Origin of the sequence: Streptomyces sp. NPDC058246, from assembly GCF_042881985.1 — a bacterium.
In the GTDB taxonomy this organism is placed as follows: Bacteria; Actinomycetota; Actinomycetes; order Streptomycetales; family Streptomycetaceae; genus Streptomyces.
The window spans coordinates 457,844-475,991 of the sequence record NZ_JBHVWZ010000002.1 but is presented as its reverse complement, the minus strand read 5'-3'; the positions used below and the strand labels follow the sequence as shown (position 1 = coordinate 475,991).

The window sequence follows — 18,148 nt, the reverse complement described above, 5'->3', positions numbered from 1 at the left end:
TCGGCGATGTCCAGCTCGTCGTGGGACGGAGGCTCGGCGTGCCCCGCGCCGTCGCCGTCCGAGAACCAGTCCTTGAGCGTGTCGACGACACCCTTGCCGCCGCCGTCCTCCGTGGACGAGGCGGCGTAGGCGAGTTGTGGCAGCGCGGTACTCACGACCGCGGACACCACAAGACAGGAGATCACTCTCCCGTATCGGACTTTCACGTCCAATGCCCTCTCTGTTGCGGCGCCGCCCCCATTCCGGCCTTTCGCGTGCGGGTGACGCGCCTGCCGAAATGCGGGCACGCCGAACCACCAGCCGGGCGTTTCCCGGCCGGTCATGAACGAACGGCCTTTCCTGCTTTCCTGTGAGCCGCCTTTGCGGCAGGCCGAGTTCTAATCAGCTGGACGAGGCCATGTCAACGGAGGCGACAATCCGGACACCCACCTCAACGCAGGTCAGGACCGGTGAACCGGGCGGCCGATTGGTCGGATTTTTCCCGTCGTTGGATCGGGACAGGGCCCATGAGATATAACCGCACGGTTCTTCAGCCGCCCGCATTCATTCCCGGAATGCGGGCCGATCCGAAAGGGGGATCGCCATGCCATCCGCACCGAATCCGGACGACACCGGCGCCCCGGAAGTCGCCGATACGTCGGAATGCTCCGACACCCCGGAAGCAGCCGGGAATTCGCCGGAAGCATCGGAGAAAAGACCCTCGAAGGGCGCGGACCTCCGTGGAATCGCCGTGGGCGGCGTGCTCCTCGCCGGCTGTGCCGGAGTCGTCGTCTACGGCGTGCTCCACACCGCCGAGAAGCCGGAACGGCACCATGCGCCGACCGCCGCGGTGACGTACGAGGTCGAAGGCAAGGGCAGGGCCGACATCACGTACCAGGCGCGCAGCGAGTCCGGGGACGCCGTGGTGGCGGACGATGTCGCGCTGCCGTGGAAGAGGACCGTGAGCGTGCCGCTCGGCACGTCGCCCCTGGTGACCATCACCCTCGGCGAGAAGGGCGGCCGCGCCAGTTGCCAACTCGCCGTGCGGGGCCGGCACGTTCAGACCGCCACCGCCTTCGGGAAGTTCGGGCGGGCCACCTGCCAGAGCGAACTGCCCTCGCCGGAGCCGTCGGTTCCGCAGTGAGGTGCGGCGCACCTACCGCCGTGATGTTCGGCAGGTGCCGTGCGCTGCATAGGAAGCCACCCCCTGATGCGGGTGGGTCAACTGTGAAGGTTCTCTAGGGGTGGGGTAGTTGAGTCGCAGGACGACGCATGCGTACAAACCGCTGAGTCTGAAGCGCAGAGCGTGGATCACGATCGGCGCCGTCGTGCTCGGTGGTGCGGGCGCCGTCACATACGCCGTCGCGAACCCGACGCACCAGGCGGACAAGGCCGGCGGGTACCGCAAGCCCGCCGTGCACACGGTCAAGCTCAAGGACAAGGGCGCAGGCCGCAAGGGCCTGGACCAGCAGGGCACCGACCGGTTCAGCGCGGTGCTGCTGACCTGGAGCGACCCGGACGCGAAGCCCAAGGGCACACCCGAGGTCCGCTACCGCGAGCTGGAGACGGGCAGGTGGTCGGGCTGGCAGAAGCTGCCCGACGACCCGTTCTCGGCCGACGGCGACGAGGCCGCGCGGGCCGGAACCCGCGGCGGCACCGCGTCCCTGTGGACCGGTGACGCGAACGGCGTCGAGGTGCGCGTGATCGGAGCGGACGGGACACCCGCGAAGGACCAGCCGTCCGGGATGGACGTGCGGCTGCTCGACCCGGGCACCGATCCGGCCGGTACGACGACGAACACGGAGCCCGCCGCGTACGCCTACCCGGCGCAGGAGACCACGCCCGCCACGACCGACCCGGTGACCCCGACCGACTCGGCGTCCCCCACCGACACGGCATCCCCGACCGATACGGCATCCCCCACCGACACAGCGGCGCCGACCGGCTCGGCGACCCCGACGGACCCGTCTCCGCCCGCCGACACCACGTCGCCGAGCGCGAGCCCGACCGATACCGCCTCCCCGACCCCCTCCCCCTCCCCCTCCGACACCGTCCCGGCCCCCCGGCCGTCGACCGTCGTGAAGCCCCCCGTCATCTCCCAGGCACAGTGGGGCGCCTCGACGGACTACGACGGCACGCCCGAGTACGGCACCGAGATCAAGGCCGCCGTCATCCACCACACCGGCGTCGACAGCGACAACAAGCTCTCCTGCGGCGAGTCCCGGGCCCGGCTGCGCACCATCCAGCAGGAGCACTTCTCGCGCGGCTACTTCGACATCGGCTACAACTTCGTCGTCGACAAGTGCGGCCAGATCTTCGAGGGCCGCAGCGGCGGCATGGACCTGCCGGTGATCGGCGCCCACGACATCGGGTTCAACACCAACACGGTCGGCATCTCGTACATCGGCAACTACGAGACCGCGAAGCCGAGTCGGGCAGGCCTCGAGGCCATCTCCCGGATCGTCGCCTGGAAGTTCGGCATGTACGGGGTCGACCCGAACGCCAAGGTCACGCTGGTCTCCGGCAGCCCCAAGGGCCAGGACGGCAACCTGATCGAGAAGGGCACCTCGATCACGCTCCCCACGGTCTTCGGCCACCGCGACACCAACGCGACCGCCTGCCCCGGCGCCAACCTCTACCCGAAGCTCGCCGAGATCCGCCGGTACGCGGCGAGCGCCGGCAGGAACTCCGCGATCCCGACCGCCGACTTCAACCGCGACGGCGTCAGCGACCTCGTCGCCGGTACGCCCAAGGCCTCGGGCGGAGTCGGCAGCGTCACGCTCGTGCCGGGCGACCTCAACGGCCCGGTCCCCGCGTCCAAGGTGACGCTGACCCAGAACAGCGCGGGCGTCCCGGGCTCGTCCGAGGCGGGCGACAACTGGGGAGCCGCCACCGCGTGGGGCGACGTCAACGGCGACGGCTCCGCGGACCTCGCGATCGGCGCGCCCGGCGAGGACGACACCAGCGGCAACGCCGACCGGGGTTCGGTCACCGTGCTGTACGGTCCCGCCCTCAACACCGGTTTCTCGTACGCTACTTCGGGCGTCACCGCGGCCGGCGCCAAGCTCGGCTCGGCCGTCACGGTCGGCGACTTCGACGCCGACGGCAAGGCGGATGTGTTCGCCGCGGGCACCGGCAGGGGCGGCAACTGGAACGCCCGCCTGACCCGCGGCGCCACCCAGACGGGCACGCTCACCACCTCGACGAGCGCGATCGCGTACGCCGACGCCACGACCGGTGACTTCAACCGGGACGGTTACGCGGACGTGGCCCTCAACTACCGTGACGCGGGCGGCATCGGCCGGGTCACCTGGTTCAAGGGCGGCGCGTCGGGCCTGACGAAGGTCTCCACGCTCAGCGTCAAGGGCGGCCGTTCGATCGCGGCGGGCGACGTCAACGGCAACGGCTACGACGACCTCGTCATCGGCCAGCCGTACGCCTCCGAGTCCGGCTCGGCCTCCGGCGGCCAGGTCACCATGGTCCCCGGCACCTCCACCGGCTTCACCACCACCGGCATGACGACGATCCAGCAGGACACCACGGGCGTTCCGGGCACCAACGAGTCCGGCGACGCGCTCGGCGCGTCGGTGTCGGTCGGCGACTACAACCTCGACGGCTACGCGGACGTCTTCGCGGGCGCCCCGGACGAGGACATCACGCGGGACGGCGTCAACCGCTCCGACGCGGGTACGGCGATCCTCCTCAAGGGCACCTCGACGGGCCTCACCGGCTCGGGTGCGATCGCCGTCTCGCAGGACACCTCCGGCCTCCCCGGCTCCACCGAGACCGGCGACCAGCTGGGCTCGGCCGTCTCGCTCACCGACCTCTCCGGGTACGGGCGCACCGACCTGACCCTCGGCACCGAGGGCGAGGACGGCGGCGACGGCGTCCTGCTGTACGTGCCGAGCAACAGCACGGGACTCGGGCTCACCCAGGCCGCGGTCTACGGCAGGACCCAGCTCGGTACGCCGGCGGGGGCGCACCTGGGGCAGACGCTGACGCCGTAGCGCGCGGGCCTTCGCCATCCGGCCGGGGCGTGCACCGCGCACGTCCCGGCAGTCCCGCCGTCCGGCAGTCCCGCAGTCCCGCAGTCCGGCAGTCCGGCAGTCCGGCAGTCCCGCCCTACCTCGTGGCCTCCCTGCACAGCAGCCGCAGCGACCCGTCCCCCGCGTAGCAGCGGCGCGCCTCGTCGATCGGGTCCCACAGGCGGCCGTCGGGGGTGCGCAGCCAATGGTCACCCCCGGTTTCCCACCACTCGGCGCCCGTATAGCGCGCGACGACCTCGCCGGCGTACGCGCCGAAGCCGCGCAGCACGGTCTCCACGGCGGCGTACGGCGCCCCGTCCCGGCGTATCTCCTCGATCAGCCGGTCGACGCGCCACAGGCTCTGCGCCGAGTAGTCGAGGCGCAGCCGGGCGCCCTCGCGCATCGTCGCGACCGTGTCCGACGCCCAACGCAGGGGCTTCGTCGCAGCTGAGGGCCTGGTTTCCTGAGTTGCGTTCACATCGGGAAAAGCGCCCGCCGAGCGGAATTCGTCACCGGTCCCGGCCGTGTTCGCGACACCGGCTCAGGACCGCCATGTCCACCGCAATACGGTCACAGGAACCCCGCGCGGAATCAGGTTTACGCCCTCCCGCGCGCCCTGCGTGACACCACCGCGCGCAGTACGCGCCGCCCCTCCGTCGAGACGTGCAGAGCGAGGCGGAGTCCGCCGGCGCCATGGCTCGCGAGCAGTTCCAGGATGGTGACCTGGCGGCGCAGTTCGGCGGCGACCAGCGGCGACATGCCGTCCGTACGGCCCTCGCGGCGGGCTGTCACACAGGACGCCGCGTCCTCGGCGGCGTCGAGCAGCCGGTGGACCTGGAGCGCCGCCACCGAGCAGGCGTCGGCCCAGGTGCGCAGTGCGCCGGCCGAGGGCTCGGCGGGGATGGCTGCGAGCATCCGGCGGGCGAGTACGGCGGCCTCGTCCTCGTCGGTGACGGCCGGATCGGGGTCGCCCGCGTCCAGCTTGGCGCGCACCTGGTCCAGCTGCGTGCCCCATTCCTCCCACGTGTCCGTTTCCGCCAGACTCCCCCACAGGGGCCGCAGGCTGTCGTCCTCGCCGCCCAGCAGGGGCACGCACCGATCCAAACAAGCCAGACCGCTCACCGCCAGACCTCGCTCGTCGGCCTGAGCGATCAGTTCCACCAGGCTCATCACGCCTCCCTCGAATCCCTCGACAGGGCGCCTGTTTCTTACGGAGCCCGCACTTCCCCTTACTGCGTGCGACGGACCAGGAGTGTCACAGCGGCACTACACCGAGCCGGTCGAGGAACCGGAAGAAGAGGTTTTCGGCCAACTGGCCGCGCTCCGGGTCGGAGGCCTCGGTCAGTACGCCGAGGAGGGGCTGGGCGGGGACGGTGTGCCCGGCCTCGGCGGCCCAGGCGACGGCCCGGTCCACGGCGTCGGCCGGCTCCAGGAAGTAGTCGTCGACGCCGAGTTCGCCCTCGCCGCCCACATACCGGGCCATCGCCTCCCGTGCCAGACACGCCGTCCACGCGCCGCCGTCCGGCGCGGCCGCCTCGACGGCCACGCAGTCGCTGTCCATGACGTATCCGAAGAGCGCGGGCGCGCCGGTCTCCCGGGCGAGCGTGCTCATGTTCCCCATCTCGCCGTGGCCGCTCGGATACTCCCAGACCTGCCAGCCGTCGGGCGCCGTGGTCCGCAGCACCAGGCCGCCCCCGCCCCCCGCCTCCGCCAGCGCGTCCAGCTCCGCGAGCGGCCGCTCGCTTCTGCCCACGACGTAGTAGCCCCAGTAGCCCATGCCGGTTCCCCCCGGTGTCTCGGTTCGGCGGCTCGGGGCGAATACACCACAGCGGTGCGGGGGTTGGCCAGAGAACGGGACGATTCGGTCGGACCACCTCAGACGCCGACCGGCACCGGGCCCTGGTGCGCCTTCTCGTTCCGCATGCGGGTCAGCCGCAGCACGACCAGCCATCGACCAGCCCGTGCCGACCGCGCCCCGCGAGGCTCGCTCGCCCAGCCGCTCCGTCCCCGAGGCTGCTCGCTAGCCCAAGCCGTCGGCGAGTTTCTTGAAGTCGGCCCAGGACAGTGCGGGTCGGCCCGGGTCCCACAGCTTCTGCACGGTCGCGCGCAGCGGCATCCGGATGCCCGCCGCCACCTGGTCCTGGGTCTGCGCGGCCGAGCGATCGCACCAGACGGCGAAGACCCCGCCGAGGATCTGCCCGTCGTACCGCGCGGGGACCGCCGTGGAACCGCGCACGACGAGCGGGGTCCACTGCTCGTAGATGCGCTGCCCGGTCGGGTAGACGAAGGTCTGCGGCTGGCCGAGGACGTAGTAGAGGTACTCGTCGTTGTAGTTGATGAGCTTGCGCCCCGCGCTGAGGTACTCGACGGGCTGCCGGGCCCCGAGCTCCTTGCCGGTCCAGTACGCCACCTGCAGATCGCTGTCCGCCTTGACCGTGCCCCCACGGAAGAAGCCGTCGTTCCACGCCCGCAGGGTCCGGTGGTGTCCGCGCATGACCTGGGCGCGGTCGTTGAGCCAGCCGGTCGCCAGGTCGGCGACGGTCGCGCCGGATCCGTACTTGTTCCTGGCCGCGGCGGCCAGCTGCGGGAACGACGCCGCCGGGTTCGACACCGTCAGCGCCTGGTACTCGTCGCCGCCGAGATGCCAGTAGGCGCCGGGGAAGAGGCCGGCGTACTCGTTGAGGAGATCGTCGACGAGCTGTGCCGCGGCGGGCTTGGAGATGTCGACGGCCCCGCGCGTGGCGATCCCCTGGACGTTGCGCAGCTGGAGGTCGGGGTGCGCGGCGATGACGGCGCCCAGGTGGCCCGGTGAGTCGATCTCGGGCACCACCGTGATGTGCCGGCTCGCCGCGAGGTCGATGATCGCGCGCACCTCCGCCTTGCTGAGGTGCTGTTTCGACACGATCTCGGGGTGCGTGTCCGACTGGATGCGGAAACCCTGGTCGTCGGAGAAGTGCAGCCCGAGCTCGTTGAACTTCAGATCGCCCAGCTCCCGGACCCGGTCCTCGATCCAGGCCGCCGTGAAGTTCTTGCGCGCGATGTCGAGCATGAACCCGCGCTGCGGCTTCGCGGGCCGGTCCCGGACGACGCCCTCCGGCGCCGTACCGCCGCCGTGCACCTCCTGCTTGAGCGTGCGCGTGCCGTAGAAGACACCGGTGTCCTGCGGGGCGGTGATCGTGACCCGCCGGTTCTCGACCGTCAGGGTGTACGACTCCGGTCCCGCGGTCCCTTTGTCGAGGCCGAGCTCGACGTCCCCGTCCTGGGCATTCGTCTGTCCCGCGTACGCCAGCTTGAGCTCCCCGGCGAGCAGCCGCCCCTCGTCGGCGAGGCCGGGGTCGTCCACGACCACGCGGGCGCCGGCGGTGGGGCGCCAGCCGGGACCGCGCGCCGGGGTGTGCTCGCGTACGGCGGGGATGGTGCGCGGGGTCTGGGAGAGGGGATACGTGCCGGTCGGAGAGGGTGACGGCGAGGGAGTGGCCGTGGGCGAGCCGGCGGGCGAGGCCGCCGATGTGGCGGCCGGCGACACCCGCGCTCCCACCGGCGCTCCGGCGCCGCCGGAGGGCCACAGCGCGAGGGTCGCGGCGGCCGCTCCCGCCACCGCGACCCCGGTGGCGATCGCCACCGGCCGTCTCCTGCTCCCCGCCGGCGCCCGCCGCCTTCCCGTACTCACCACATCACGCCCCTGACTTCGCCATCGAGGTCCGCTTCAGGTCGTACATCTCCAGGATGTACGTCTCCACGTCGTGCGTCTTCTCGGGGAACCTAAGCCCCTGCCCCCGCCGCCGACCGTCCACCACACGTTCCGAAACTCTCCCGTGCGGGTGAAATTCGGGCATCCGTCGGACAGCTCCTGACACTCCTCGATAGCGTGAGCGGCACAACTCTCACTTCTTCCCCTGCCGAAACACACGTGGCGCCCACAGGACGTCAACGGATCCCCTCTCCATCCCACCGCCGAGGACCCACGCTGACGTCGCACCGTCTCCCACGCCTCCCCGGCCAGGTCGCCCTCCCCGAGCAGAAGAGCGCGGCGCCGTCCCCGGCCCGCCTGGAGGGGTTCAACGCCGCGCCCGCCGACGCGGTGGTGCGCGCCCTCCTGACCTGCTGCCGCAGCTTGCGCTGGGCCCATCGCCTGGCCGACCACCGGCCCTACCCGGACCTGGGCGCGCTGCTGGCCGCGGCCGACGAGGCGGCGTACGACCTGACCCCGGCCGACCTCGCCGAGGCGCTGGCCGGCGAGTCGCTCACGCTGCTCCCGGACGGCGCGTACTCCGCCGCCCACACCGCGCTGAGTGCCGCGCACGCCGCATACGAGAGCCGATTCGGACACGTGTTCGTCATCTGCCTGGACGGCATGGCCCCGGACGAGGCCCTGGACCAGGTGCTCGCCGCCATCCGATCACGATTGACAAACGATCCGGAGGAGGAACGGGTGATCACGGCGGAGGAGCTGCGCCGCCTGGCGAGGGGCCGCCTGACCCGTCTTGTACGCCACTTTCACGTGCCCCTTTGAGGGCGCGCGGAACCGCGCGACCAGCCACAGACCGCCCCGCGGGCGCCTGAGGGCCGCCCGTAATAGCCCGAACGTGCCTCATTGATTGCCAGTTTGATCACATAGATAGGGCCGCTGTAAACGTTCCGACAACACGTCGCTACGATGGCCAGGGCCGGTGGACCGTACCCGGCCGGGCCGACCGACACAGAAGCCGGCAGGCCCCAATCCCCGCTCCCGGAGGGTTCTTCCGTGCCGGCTGGAACGCTGTACCGCGGCCGGGAAGGAATGTGGTCCTGGGTGGCTCATCGAGTCACCGGCGTCCTCATCTTCTTCTTCCTGTTCGTACACGTGCTGGACACCGCTCTCGTCCGTGTCTCCCCCGAGGAATACGACACGGTCGTATCCACGTACAAGACGCCGATCGTCGCGCTGCTGGAGTACGGCCTCGTCGCCGCCATCCTCTTCCACGCGCTCAACGGCCTGCGAGTCATCGCCGTCGACTTCTGGTCGAAGGGCCCGCGCTACCAGAAGCAGATGCTCTGGTCCGTCGTCGGTATCTGGGTCGTGCTGATGGCCGGGGCCCTGTACCCCGTCCTCGGTCACGCATTCCGCGAAGTATTCGGGAGCTGACGCAGATGTCCACTACTGAGACCGCCGCTTCCGGCATCGGCCCCGTCGAGGGCGCGGGCGGGTTCCCGGCGTACAGCGTCGACAACCCGGCCCCGCTCATCGAGGCCCCGCGCAAGCGCACCAAGAAGACCCCGAAGTCGACCCGCGGCAACTTCGAGATGTACGGCTGGCTCTTCATGCGCCTGTCCGGCATCGTCCTGGTCGTCCTGGTCCTCGGCCACCTGCTCATCCAGCTCGTCCTCGACGGTGGCGTCTCCAAGATCGGCTTCGCCTTCGTGGCCGGCCGCTGGGCGTCCCCGTGGTGGCAGGCCTGGGACCTGGCGATGCTGTGGCTCGCCATGCTGCACGGCGCCAACGGCCTGCGTACCGTCATCAACGACTACGCGGAGCGCGCGAACACCCGCCTGTGGCTGAAGGGCCTGCTCTACACCGCCACGGTGTTCACCATCCTGCTGGGCACGCTGGTGATCTTCACCTTCGACCCGAACATCCGCTAGGCACGGGGCTGAGGCAACCACCATGAAGATCCACAAGTACGACACCGTCATCGTCGGCGCCGGTGGCGCCGGCATGCGCGCCGCCATCGAGGCGACGAAGCGCAGCCGCACCGCCGTGCTGACGAAGCTCTACCCCACCCGCTCCCACACGGGCGCCGCGCAGGGCGGCATGGCCGCCGCGCTGGCCAACGTGGAGGAGGACAACTGGGAGTGGCACACCTTCGACACCGTCAAGGGCGGTGACTACCTGGTCGACCAGGACGCCGCCGAGATCCTCGCGAAGGAGGCCATCGACTCCGTCCTCGACCTGGAGAAGATGGGCCTGCCCTTCAACCGGACGCCGGACGGGACGATCGACCAGCGCCGCTTCGGCGGTCACAGCCGCAACCACGGTGAGGCGCCGGTCCGCCGGTCCTGCTACGCGGCCGACCGCACCGGCCACATGATCCTCCAGACGCTGTACCAGAACTGCGTCAAGGAGGGCGTGGAGTTCTTCAACGAGTTCTACGTCCTCGACCAGCTCATCACCGAGATCGACGGCGTCAAGCACTCGGCCGGCGTCGTCGCGTACGAGCTGGCGACCGGCGAGATCCACGTCTTCCAGGCGAAGGCCGTGATCTACGCGTCCGGCGGCACCGGCAAGTTCTTCAAGGTGACGTCCAACGCGCACACCCTGACCGGTGACGGCCAGGCGGCGGTCTACCGTCGCGGGCTGCCGCTGGAGGACATGGAGTTCTTCCAGTTCCACCCGACCGGCATCTGGCGGATGGGCATCCTGCTGACGGAGGGCGCCCGCGGTGAGGGCGGCATCCTCCGCAACAAGGACGGCGAGCGCTTCATGGAGAAGTACGCGCCGGTCATGAAGGACCTCGCGTCCCGTGACGTCGTGTCCCGCTCCATCTACACGGAGATCCGTGAGGGCCGCGGCTGCGGTCCCGAGGGCGACCACGTCTACCTCGACCTCACCCACCTCCCGCCGGAGCAGCTGGACGCCAAGCTGCCCGACATCACGGAGTTCGCCCGCACCTACCTGGGCATCGAGCCGTACACGGACCCGATCCCGATCCAGCCCACCGCGCACTACGCGATGGGCGGCATCCCGACGAACGTCGAGGGTGAGGTCCTGAGCGACAACACGACCGTCGTCCCGGGCCTGTACGCGGCCGGCGAGGTCGCGTGCGTGTCCGTGCACGGTGCGAACCGCCTCGGCACGAACTCCCTCCTCGACATCAACGTCTTCGGACGTCGTGCGGGCATCGCCGCGGCCGAGTACTCCGTGAAGGCCGACTACGTCGAGCTGCCCGAGGACCCGGCCTCGCAGGTCGTCTCCCAGGTCGAGCACCTGCGCACCTCCACGGGCACCGAGCGGGTCGCCGACATCCGCCGGGAGCTCCAGGAGTGCATGGACGCCAACGTGATGGTGTTCCGCACCGAGCAGACGATCAAGACGGCGGTCGAGAAGATCGCGGAGCTGCGCGAGCGCTACCGGAACGTCTCGATCCAGGACAAGGGCAAGCGGTTCAACACCGACCTCCTCGAGGCCATCGAGCTGGGCAACCTGCTCGACCTGGCCGAGGTCATGGCCGTTTCCGCCCTCGCCCGCAAGGAGTCCCGCGGCGGTCACTACCGCGAGGACTACCCGAACCGCGACGACGTCAACTTCATGCGCCACACCATGGCGTACCGCGAGGTCGGCGACGACGGCACCGAGTCCATCCGTCTCGACTACAAGCCGGTCGTCCAGACCCGCTACCAGCCGATGGAGCGTAAGTACTGATGGCTACCCCGACCCTCGACAAGGCGGACAGCGCCGGCCAGCCCGAGGCGGGCTTCGCCGACTCCCCGTACATCACCGCCACGTTCCGCATCCGCCGCTTCAACCCGGAGATCTCGGCGGAGGCGACCTGGGAAGACTTCCAGCTGGAGATCGACCCGAAGGAACGTGTCCTCGACGCGCTGCACAAGATCAAGTGGGACCAGGACGGAACGCTCACCTTCCGTCGCTCCTGCGCGCACGGCATCTGCGGCTCGGACGCCATGCGGATCAACGGCAAGAACCGCCTTGCCTGCAAGACGCTGATCAAGGACCTCAACCCCGAGAAGCCGATCACGGTCGAGGCCATAAAGGGCCTGACGGTCCTGAAGGACCTGGTCGTCGACATGGACCCGTTCTTCCAGGCGTACCGCGACGTGATGCCCTTCCTCATCACGAAGGACACCAACGAGCCGACGCGCGAGCGTCTGCAGTCCGCCGAGGACCGCGAGCGCTTCGACGACACGACGAAGTGCATCCTCTGCGCGGCGTGCACATCCTCGTGCCCGGTCTTCTGGAACGACGGCCAGTACTTCGGCCCGGCCGCCATCGTCAACGCCCACCGCTTCATCTTCGACAGCCGTGACGAAGCGGGCGAGCAGCGCCTCGAAATCCTCAACGACAAGGACGGCGTGTGGCGTTGCCGCACGACCTTCAACTGCACGGACGCCTGCCCGCGCGGTATCGAGGTCACGAAGGCGATCCAGGAAGTGAAGCGCGCCCTGATCACGCGCCGCTTCTGACGTCTCTGCCTGTACGTCTCTGTGGGCCCCGTCCCGGCTTGTCGCCGGGGCGGGGCCCACGCCGTACCGGAGGCCGGGTCAGCTGCCCACGAGCACCAGAAACCCGTCCCCGGCGAAGGCCCTGAGCGCGAGCTCGGTCTGTGCCACCGACGGTACGAGCCACCACTGACAATCGGTCACCGCGAGTTCGATCGCCATGTCCCCCATGACGTCGAGACGGTCCGGGGTGGGCGCTTCACCTCAACGGGTGATCACATGTTCGGCCCGCGGTCAGCCCCCCGGGCCCCTGGAGGGCCCCGACCTAATCTGATGGCATGTCAGATGACGTGTCATACGAGCTGCTCGGGTTCGACAACGTGCTGCTGTCCGTCGGGGATCTCGGCGAGGCCGTGGGGTTCTACGAGCGGGCGGGGTTTCCGGTGGCGTTCCGGCTGGACGAGGCCGGGATCGCGCTGCTGAAGGTGGGCAAGGAGACGCCGGGCGTGCTGTTGCGGCTGGACGAGGAGCTGAGCCGTCGGCCGCCGTCGTGGGCCTCGCCGCGGGTGTGGCTGGAGGTGCGGGACGCGCGGGCCGCGGCGGACGCCCTGGCGTCGGCCGGCATTCAGCCACTGGACGCCCCCTTCCCCGTCGCCACCGGCTGGACCGTCGAGTTCGCCGACCCCTGGGGCAACGTCATCGGATTCACGGACTACGGAAAACGGCCCGAGCTCGGCCGCCCGAGCTGACCGCCCCCCTGACTTGAACATGTTCAAAAGCAGGTCTACATTCTTTCTCGACAGCGTTTTGAACGCGTTCAAGAAGGGGTGGGGACATGGACCTCACGGTCGTCGCGTACGTCGTCTATCTGCTGGTCAGCATCGGGCTGACCGTCTGGGTGGCGCGCACGCTGAGCCACAACGGGCGGATCTTCCTGGCCGACGTCCTGCACGGGAACGAGAAGCTCGCCGAAGCCGTCAACCACCTGCTGGTGGTGGGCTTCTACCTCGTCAACCTCGGCTTCATCGCGCTCTATCTGAGCGGAAGCGACGAGATCACGAACACCCGCCAGGTCTTCGAGGCCCTGTCGACCAAGCTCGGCGTGGTGCTGCTGGTCCTCGGCATCATGCACCTGGGGAACGTGTACGTGCTCAACAGGATCCGGCGGCGGGGCGCGATGGAGCGGGAGCAGCTGCCGCCCGTCGCCCCGACCGGGTGGGTCGCGCCGACGGCCGGGGCGTGACCTCGATGGCCGGCCTCGCAGCCGTCCGGGACCGGGGCGCCGCGCGCGTCCCGGTCCTCGGGCTCACCGTTCTGTACGACGCGCGGTGCTCCCTGTGCTCCTTCCTTCGGGACTGGCTCGGCAAGCAGGCGCAGTTGGTGCCGCTCCGGTTCGTTCCGGCCGGCTCCGAGGAGGCTCGGCGGCGTTTCCCCGGGCTCGACCACCGGGCCACCCTGGACGAGATCACCGTCGTAGGGGACGGCGGGCAGCTGTATCAGGGGGCCGCCGCCTGGGTCGTCACCCTGTGGGCCCTGCGCGAGTACCGGTCGCTCGCCCATCGGCTCAGCACGCCGGCCGGTGCACGGCTCGCGCGGGGTGCGACGCTCGCCGCCGCCAAGTGGCGGGAGGCCCGCGCCCCGGACCGCTGGGACGGTGGCGTGTACCACTGGGGCGACGGCTGGACCTACGACCCGAGCGCGGGCTGGACGTACGACCCCGCCGCCTGCGACTGCGGCGGCGGTGCCCCCGGTTCCACTCGTTAGGCTCGTCCCCGTGCCAGCACCAGCAGACAGCCCCGGACAGGACAGCTCCCGACAGGACGGCCCCGGACGGGACAGCTCCGACGAGGGCTCCGAAAAGGGCTCCGCGAAGACCCCCGCCAAGAGCGAGCAGACACGTGCCCTGATCCTGGAGACGGCGATGCGGCTGTTCCAGGAGCGCGGGTACGACAAGACGACCATGCGGGCGATCGCCCAGGAGGCCGGGGTCTCCGTCGGCAACGCGTACTACTACTTCGCCGGCAAGGAGCACCTGATCCAGGGCTTCTACGACCGGATCGCCGCCGAGCATCAGGTGGCGGTCCGGGATGTGCTGGACCACGAGACCGATCTGGAGGCCCGGCTCGGCGGGGTGCTCAAGGCATGGCTGGACATCGCCAGGCCGTACCACGAGTTCGCGGTGCAGTTCTTCAAGAACGCCGCCGATCCGGACAGCCCGCTCAGCCCGTTCTCCCCCGAGTCGGAGCACGCGCGCGTGGAGGCCATCAGCGTCCACCGGGAGGTGCTGGCCGGCGCGAAGACGAAGGTGCCGGCGGAACTCCGGGACGTGCTGCCCGAGTTGATGTGGCTTTCCCAGATGGGGCTCGTCCTGTACTGGGTCTTCGACCGGACCGAAGGGCGCGAGCGCAGCTACCGGCTGGCCGAGCGCGGGGCCCGGCTCACCGCGCGGGGCGTCTACATGGCCCGCTTCCGGGTGCTGCGGCCCCTCGTCCACGAGGTGCACGAGCTGTTCACGGACTTCCTGCCCGGGATGACCAAGGCCTTGCCCGACCCGGCCAAGAAGGGTGCCTCCTAGGGCCTGTCCGGCATGATCCGCCGGACAGGCCCCAGGGGACCGTTTTTGAACGGGTCCCCGAGAAGACCCGGTTGGGATTCAGGGCCCGGTAGGAATCAGAGCCTGGTAGGAATCAGGGCCCCGCAGAGCGGCTCAGTTCACCGCGTCGACCTCTCCCTCGGCCAACTCCACGTCGTACACCAGTGGTCCGTCCTCCACGACCACGTGCCGTGCGCGGGCGCCGTGCGACGCGGCCGACGCCGCGAGCAGGTACGTGCCGGGCGCCGGCACCGACACGATGTACGAGCCGTCCGCCAGCGAGGTGACACGGTCGAGTTGGCGGCCGCCCTTCGACAGAAGGGTCACCACCGCGGCCTCGACCGGGTCGCCCTCGGCGGTGCGGACGAAGCCGTGGACCACCGAGGCGCCGCCCACCGCGGGAGACTCCTCCAGGACCTCCTCCTTCGGCTCCACCGCCAGATGCGGCAACCGCTTCTCCAGCCCGGCGGGCAGCCACCAGTTGGACTTGCCGAGCAGATGCATCGCGGCCGGCACCAGGGCCGTACGGAGAATGAAGGCGTCGAGGGCGACGGCCGCGGCGAGCCCGACGCCCGCCATCGCGGCCCCCGAGTCACCGCTCAGCACGAAGGCCAGGAAGACACAGACCATGATCAGGGCGGCGGAGTTGATGACCCGGCTGGTCTCCGCGAGACCCACCCGGACAGCCCGCGCGTTGTCCTTCGTGTGCACCCACTCCTCGTGCATCCGGCTCACCAGGAAGACCTGGTAGTCCATCGAGAGGCCGAAGAGCAGGGACAGCATGATGACCGGCAGGAAGGCGTTGATCGGCCCCTCCTTGCCGAGCCCGAGCAGGTCCAGGCCCCAGCCCCACTGGAAGACCGCGGTGAGGACGCCGAAGGAGGCCGCCGCGGCGATCAGGTTCATCAGTGCGGCCGTCAGCGGCACCACCAAGGAGCGGAAGGCCACCAGCAGGAGCAGGAAGCCCAGACCGATGATCGTGGCGATGAAGTACGGCAGCCGGTCACCGGTGATGGACGCGAAGTCCTTGGAGACGGCGGTCACGCCACCGACGTGGGCGGTGGCCCCGGCGTCCGGAATCACCGTGTCGCGCAAGGTGTCGATGAGCTGGTCGGTCTGCTCCGACTGCGGTGAGGTCTTCGGCACCACCTGGATCACCGAGACCCCGTGCGCGGGCGGGAGCGCGGCGACCCGGGCGACCCCGTCGGTCTCACGGATGCCCCGCACCAGCGCGTCGGAGTCCCCGCCGGACGACACCACCTGCAACGGGCCGTTGAACCCGGGCCCGAATCCCTCGGCGAGCAGGTCGTACGCCTGCCTGGTCGTCGTCGAGGCGTCGTCGTTGCCCTGGTCGGTGGCGCCGAGGCGCAGCGACAGTACGGGCAGCGCCAGGACGGCCATGACGACCAGGGCCACGGCGGCGATCGTACGAGGGCGGCGCTGCACGTTCGCCGACCAGCGTGCCGCGGCACCGCTCGCCCGCTCCGGCTCGGGCCCCTTGGCCTCCAGCTTGCGGCGCTGGCGGCGGCTGAGCACCCGGGTGCCGAGGAGTCCGAGCAGGGCCGGCAGCAGGGTGACCGCCGCGAGCACGCTGAAGATGACCGTGAGCGAGGTGCCGATGACCACGCCGTCCAGGAAGCGCAGGTTCGTCACGAGCATCCCGGCGAGCGCGATGCACACCGTGCCGCCCGCGAACAGCACCGCCCGGCCGGAGGTGTTCAGGGCGGTGACCGCCGACTCCTGCGGGTCCATGCCGCGCAGGATGCCGCGCCGGTGCCGGGTGACGATGAACAGCGCGTAGTCGATGCCGACGCCCAGGCCGATCAGCGTGGCGAGCAGCGGGGCCAGGTCGGGGATGTCGGTGGTGTGGCTGAGCAGCTGCGTGGAGAACAGGCCCGTGCCCACTCCGAAGAGCGCGATGGCGATCGGCAGCAGCATCGCGAAGAGGGATCCGAAGGCGAGGAAGAGGACGAGGGCCGCGGCCAGGATGCCGACCATCTCGGCGAGTCCGGTGGGCGGTTCCTGCACCCGCTGGATCGCCTGACCGCCCAGTTCGACCTGAAGGCCGGAGCGCTCGGCGTTCTGCGCGGTGTCGACGACGCTCTGCACCAGTTCCTTGGGCACGGCGTTCGCCTGCTCGGCGAAGGTGATCTGGGCGTACGCGATCCTCCCGTTGAAACTGATCTGCGCCGCACCCTGTCGGCCCGAGTACGGGCTGGTGACGCCGCCGACGCCCTTCATCCTGGAGATCTTGTCCAGCGCGGGCTGGATCCGGGTCTCTACGGACTGGTCCCGTACCGTGCCCCCGTCGACCTTCCACACCACCGTGTCGGTGTCGCCCGCGCTGTCCGGGAAGGCCTTTTCCATCAGGTCGTACGCGCGTTTGGAGTCCGTGTTCGGGAGGGAGAAGACGTTCGCGTAGTCCGTGCCCGCGGTGGACGCCGCGAAGCCCAGTCCGAACAGCGCCCCCACCCACAGCAACAGGACCACCAGCCGGTGCCGATAGCACCACCGTGCCAATGTCGCCACGCTCAAGCTCCTTAGTTCACAGTCGATCGGTCCGTTGGTCCCCCAGGTCCTGGGCTACAGGATCGGCGGCGCCGCGCGCGCGTGGACACGACCCGCCCATGACTCTCAAGGAACTCCAAGGCGCGGACCGCCCCCGCTGTCGGTGCCGCTGCGGATACTGGGGGCATGACCGCACACGAGGGAGCCACCGTCCTCGTCGTCGAGGACGAGCCGAGCATCGCGGACGTCCTCTCCATCGCGCTGCGCTACCACCGCTTCGAGGTGATGACCGCGGGCACCGTCCGCCAGGCGCTCGCGCTCGCCGAGCGCACCCGTCCCGACGCGGCGCTGCTCGACGTGATGCTGCCGGACGGCGACGGCCGGGCACTGGGCCGCGAACTGCGACTGCGCCGGCCGGACCTGGCGATCGTCTTCCTCACCGCGCGGGACGCGCCCGCCGAGATCGTGGGCGCGCTCGGCTTCGGCGACGACTACATCACCAAGCCGTTCAACATTGACGAGGTCGTCGCCCGGATCACCGCCGTACTGCGACGTACGCGCCCCGACGACGTCCTGCCCCAGCGCCCGCCCCTGCGGTACGGCGACCTGGAGCTGGACGAGACGACCTATCGCGTCCACCGCGCGGGCCGCACGGTCGAGCTCACCCCCACCGAGTACGCCCTGCTGCGCTTCCTGGTCCGCAACGGCGGCCGGATCGTGCCCAAGGAGCAACTCCTGCGCCATGTGTGGCAGTACGAGCACTCGGCCGAGTCGACCGTGGTGGAGACGTACATCAGCTATCTGCGGCGCAAGCTCGAACCGCTCGGGCCGCCGGTGATCCAGACGCGGCGGGGCGTCGGGTACGGGCTCGCGTGAAGAGCCTGCCGCG

Annotated in this window: 18 protein-coding genes; 12 read left to right on the top strand and 6 right to left on the bottom strand. The window is 70.2% G+C overall.

What is annotated here, in order from left to right; all coding sequences use genetic code 11:
* Positions 1–583 precede the first annotated feature (583 nt).
* Together ACFVXA_RS04660 and ACFVXA_RS04655 are read left to right on the top strand one after the other, a co-directional pair.
* On the top strand, positions 584–1,123 hold the full coding sequence (locus ACFVXA_RS04660) for a hypothetical protein (RefSeq protein ID WP_390023806.1): 540 nt from the start codon (positions 584–586) through the stop codon (positions 1,121–1,123).
* Between the two features lie 109 nt (positions 1,124–1,232).
* Complete coding sequence (locus tag ACFVXA_RS04655; RefSeq protein ID WP_390023804.1) at positions 1,233–3,986, top strand: FG-GAP-like repeat-containing protein; 2,754 nt, start codon at positions 1,233–1,235, stop codon at positions 3,984–3,986.
* A 115-nt stretch (positions 3,987–4,101) separates the two neighbouring features.
* On the opposite strand, the gene ACFVXA_RS04650 is transcribed toward ACFVXA_RS04655, so the two are convergent.
* The 5 genes from ACFVXA_RS04650 to ACFVXA_RS04630 all read right to left on the bottom strand — a co-directional run bounded on the left by ACFVXA_RS04650 (position 4,102) and on the right by ACFVXA_RS04630 (position 7,840).
* On the bottom strand, positions 4,102–4,482 hold the full coding sequence (locus ACFVXA_RS04650) for a hypothetical protein (protein WP_362021667.1): 381 nt from the start codon (positions 4,480–4,482) through the stop codon (positions 4,102–4,104).
* A 119-nt stretch (positions 4,483–4,601) separates the two neighbouring features.
* A complete protein-coding gene (locus ACFVXA_RS04645; RefSeq protein WP_383903842.1) occupies positions 4,602–5,174 on the bottom strand; it encodes a hypothetical protein in 573 nt (190 codons plus the stop codon).
* 85 nt (positions 5,175–5,259) lie between these two features.
* A complete protein-coding gene (locus tag ACFVXA_RS04640; protein WP_390023802.1) occupies positions 5,260–5,781 on the bottom strand; it encodes a hypothetical protein in 522 nt (173 codons plus the stop codon).
* A gap of 243 nt (positions 5,782–6,024) precedes the next feature.
* Complete coding sequence (locus tag ACFVXA_RS04635) at positions 6,025–7,626, bottom strand: glycoside hydrolase family 20 protein (RefSeq protein WP_390023800.1); 1,602 nt, start codon at positions 7,624–7,626, stop codon at positions 6,025–6,027.
* A 52-nt stretch (positions 7,627–7,678) separates the two neighbouring features.
* Positions 7,679–7,840 carry a hypothetical protein gene (locus ACFVXA_RS04630; RefSeq protein WP_362021678.1) on the bottom strand — a complete coding sequence of 54 codons (162 nt, stop codon included), beginning with the start codon at positions 7,838–7,840 and terminating at the stop codon, positions 7,679–7,681.
* 74 nt (positions 7,841–7,914) lie between these two features.
* On the opposite strand from ACFVXA_RS04630, the gene ACFVXA_RS04625 reads away from it, so the two are divergent.
* The 9 genes from ACFVXA_RS04625 (at position 7,915) to ACFVXA_RS04585 (ending at position 14,733) form a co-directional block, all read left to right on the top strand.
* The gene (locus ACFVXA_RS04625; protein ID WP_362021681.1) at positions 7,915–8,517 is read left to right on the top strand and encodes a 2-oxo-4-hydroxy-4-carboxy-5-ureidoimidazoline decarboxylase; all 603 of its coding nucleotides are present in this window, start codon (positions 7,915–7,917) and stop codon (positions 8,515–8,517) included.
* Positions 8,518–8,748: 231 nt separating this feature from the next.
* Complete coding sequence (sdhC, locus tag ACFVXA_RS04620) at positions 8,749–9,129, top strand: succinate dehydrogenase, cytochrome b556 subunit (RefSeq protein ID WP_362021684.1); 381 nt, start codon at positions 8,749–8,751, stop codon at positions 9,127–9,129.
* A gap of 5 nt (positions 9,130–9,134) precedes the next feature.
* Positions 9,135–9,626 (top strand): succinate dehydrogenase hydrophobic membrane anchor subunit, encoded by a 492-nt coding sequence (locus ACFVXA_RS04615; protein WP_362021687.1) that lies wholly within the window; start codon positions 9,135–9,137, stop codon positions 9,624–9,626.
* A 22-nt stretch (positions 9,627–9,648) separates the two neighbouring features.
* On the top strand, positions 9,649–11,403 hold the full coding sequence (gene sdhA, locus ACFVXA_RS04610; RefSeq protein WP_383735747.1) for a succinate dehydrogenase flavoprotein subunit: 1,755 nt from the start codon (positions 9,649–9,651) through the stop codon (positions 11,401–11,403).
* On the top strand, positions 11,403–12,182 hold the full coding sequence (locus ACFVXA_RS04605; protein WP_362021692.1) for a succinate dehydrogenase iron-sulfur subunit: 780 nt from the start codon (positions 11,403–11,405) through the stop codon (positions 12,180–12,182). Before sdhA ends, ACFVXA_RS04605 begins: the two co-directional genes overlap by 1 nt.
* Positions 12,183–12,496: 314 nt before the next feature.
* Positions 12,497–12,907 carry a VOC family protein gene (locus tag ACFVXA_RS04600; protein ID WP_390023798.1) on the top strand — a complete coding sequence of 137 codons (411 nt, stop codon included), beginning with the start codon at positions 12,497–12,499 and terminating at the stop codon, positions 12,905–12,907.
* Positions 12,908–12,993: 86 nt separating this feature from the next.
* Positions 12,994–13,401, top strand: coding sequence for a hypothetical protein (locus ACFVXA_RS04595; protein ID WP_362021699.1), 408 nt, complete (start codon positions 12,994–12,996; stop codon positions 13,399–13,401).
* A 5-nt stretch (positions 13,402–13,406) separates the two neighbouring features.
* Positions 13,407–13,922 carry a thiol-disulfide oxidoreductase DCC family protein gene (locus tag ACFVXA_RS04590; protein WP_390023847.1) on the top strand — a complete coding sequence of 172 codons (516 nt, stop codon included), beginning with the start codon at positions 13,407–13,409 and terminating at the stop codon, positions 13,920–13,922.
* A 10-nt stretch (positions 13,923–13,932) separates the two neighbouring features.
* Complete coding sequence (locus ACFVXA_RS04585; RefSeq protein ID WP_383735755.1) at positions 13,933–14,733, top strand: TetR/AcrR family transcriptional regulator; 801 nt, start codon at positions 13,933–13,935, stop codon at positions 14,731–14,733.
* Positions 14,734–14,865: 132 nt separating this feature from the next.
* Here the strand turns inward: ACFVXA_RS04585 and ACFVXA_RS04580 are convergent, their stop codons facing one another.
* Positions 14,866–17,271, bottom strand: coding sequence for an MMPL family transporter (locus ACFVXA_RS04580; protein WP_390023845.1), 2,406 nt, complete (start codon positions 17,269–17,271; stop codon positions 14,866–14,868).
* A gap of 174 nt (positions 17,272–17,445) precedes the next feature.
* Between ACFVXA_RS04580 and ACFVXA_RS04575 the strand changes: the two genes are divergently transcribed.
* Complete coding sequence (locus ACFVXA_RS04575; RefSeq protein WP_362021703.1) at positions 17,446–18,135, top strand: response regulator transcription factor; 690 nt, start codon at positions 17,446–17,448, stop codon at positions 18,133–18,135.
* Positions 18,136–18,148: the final 13 nt, after the last annotated feature.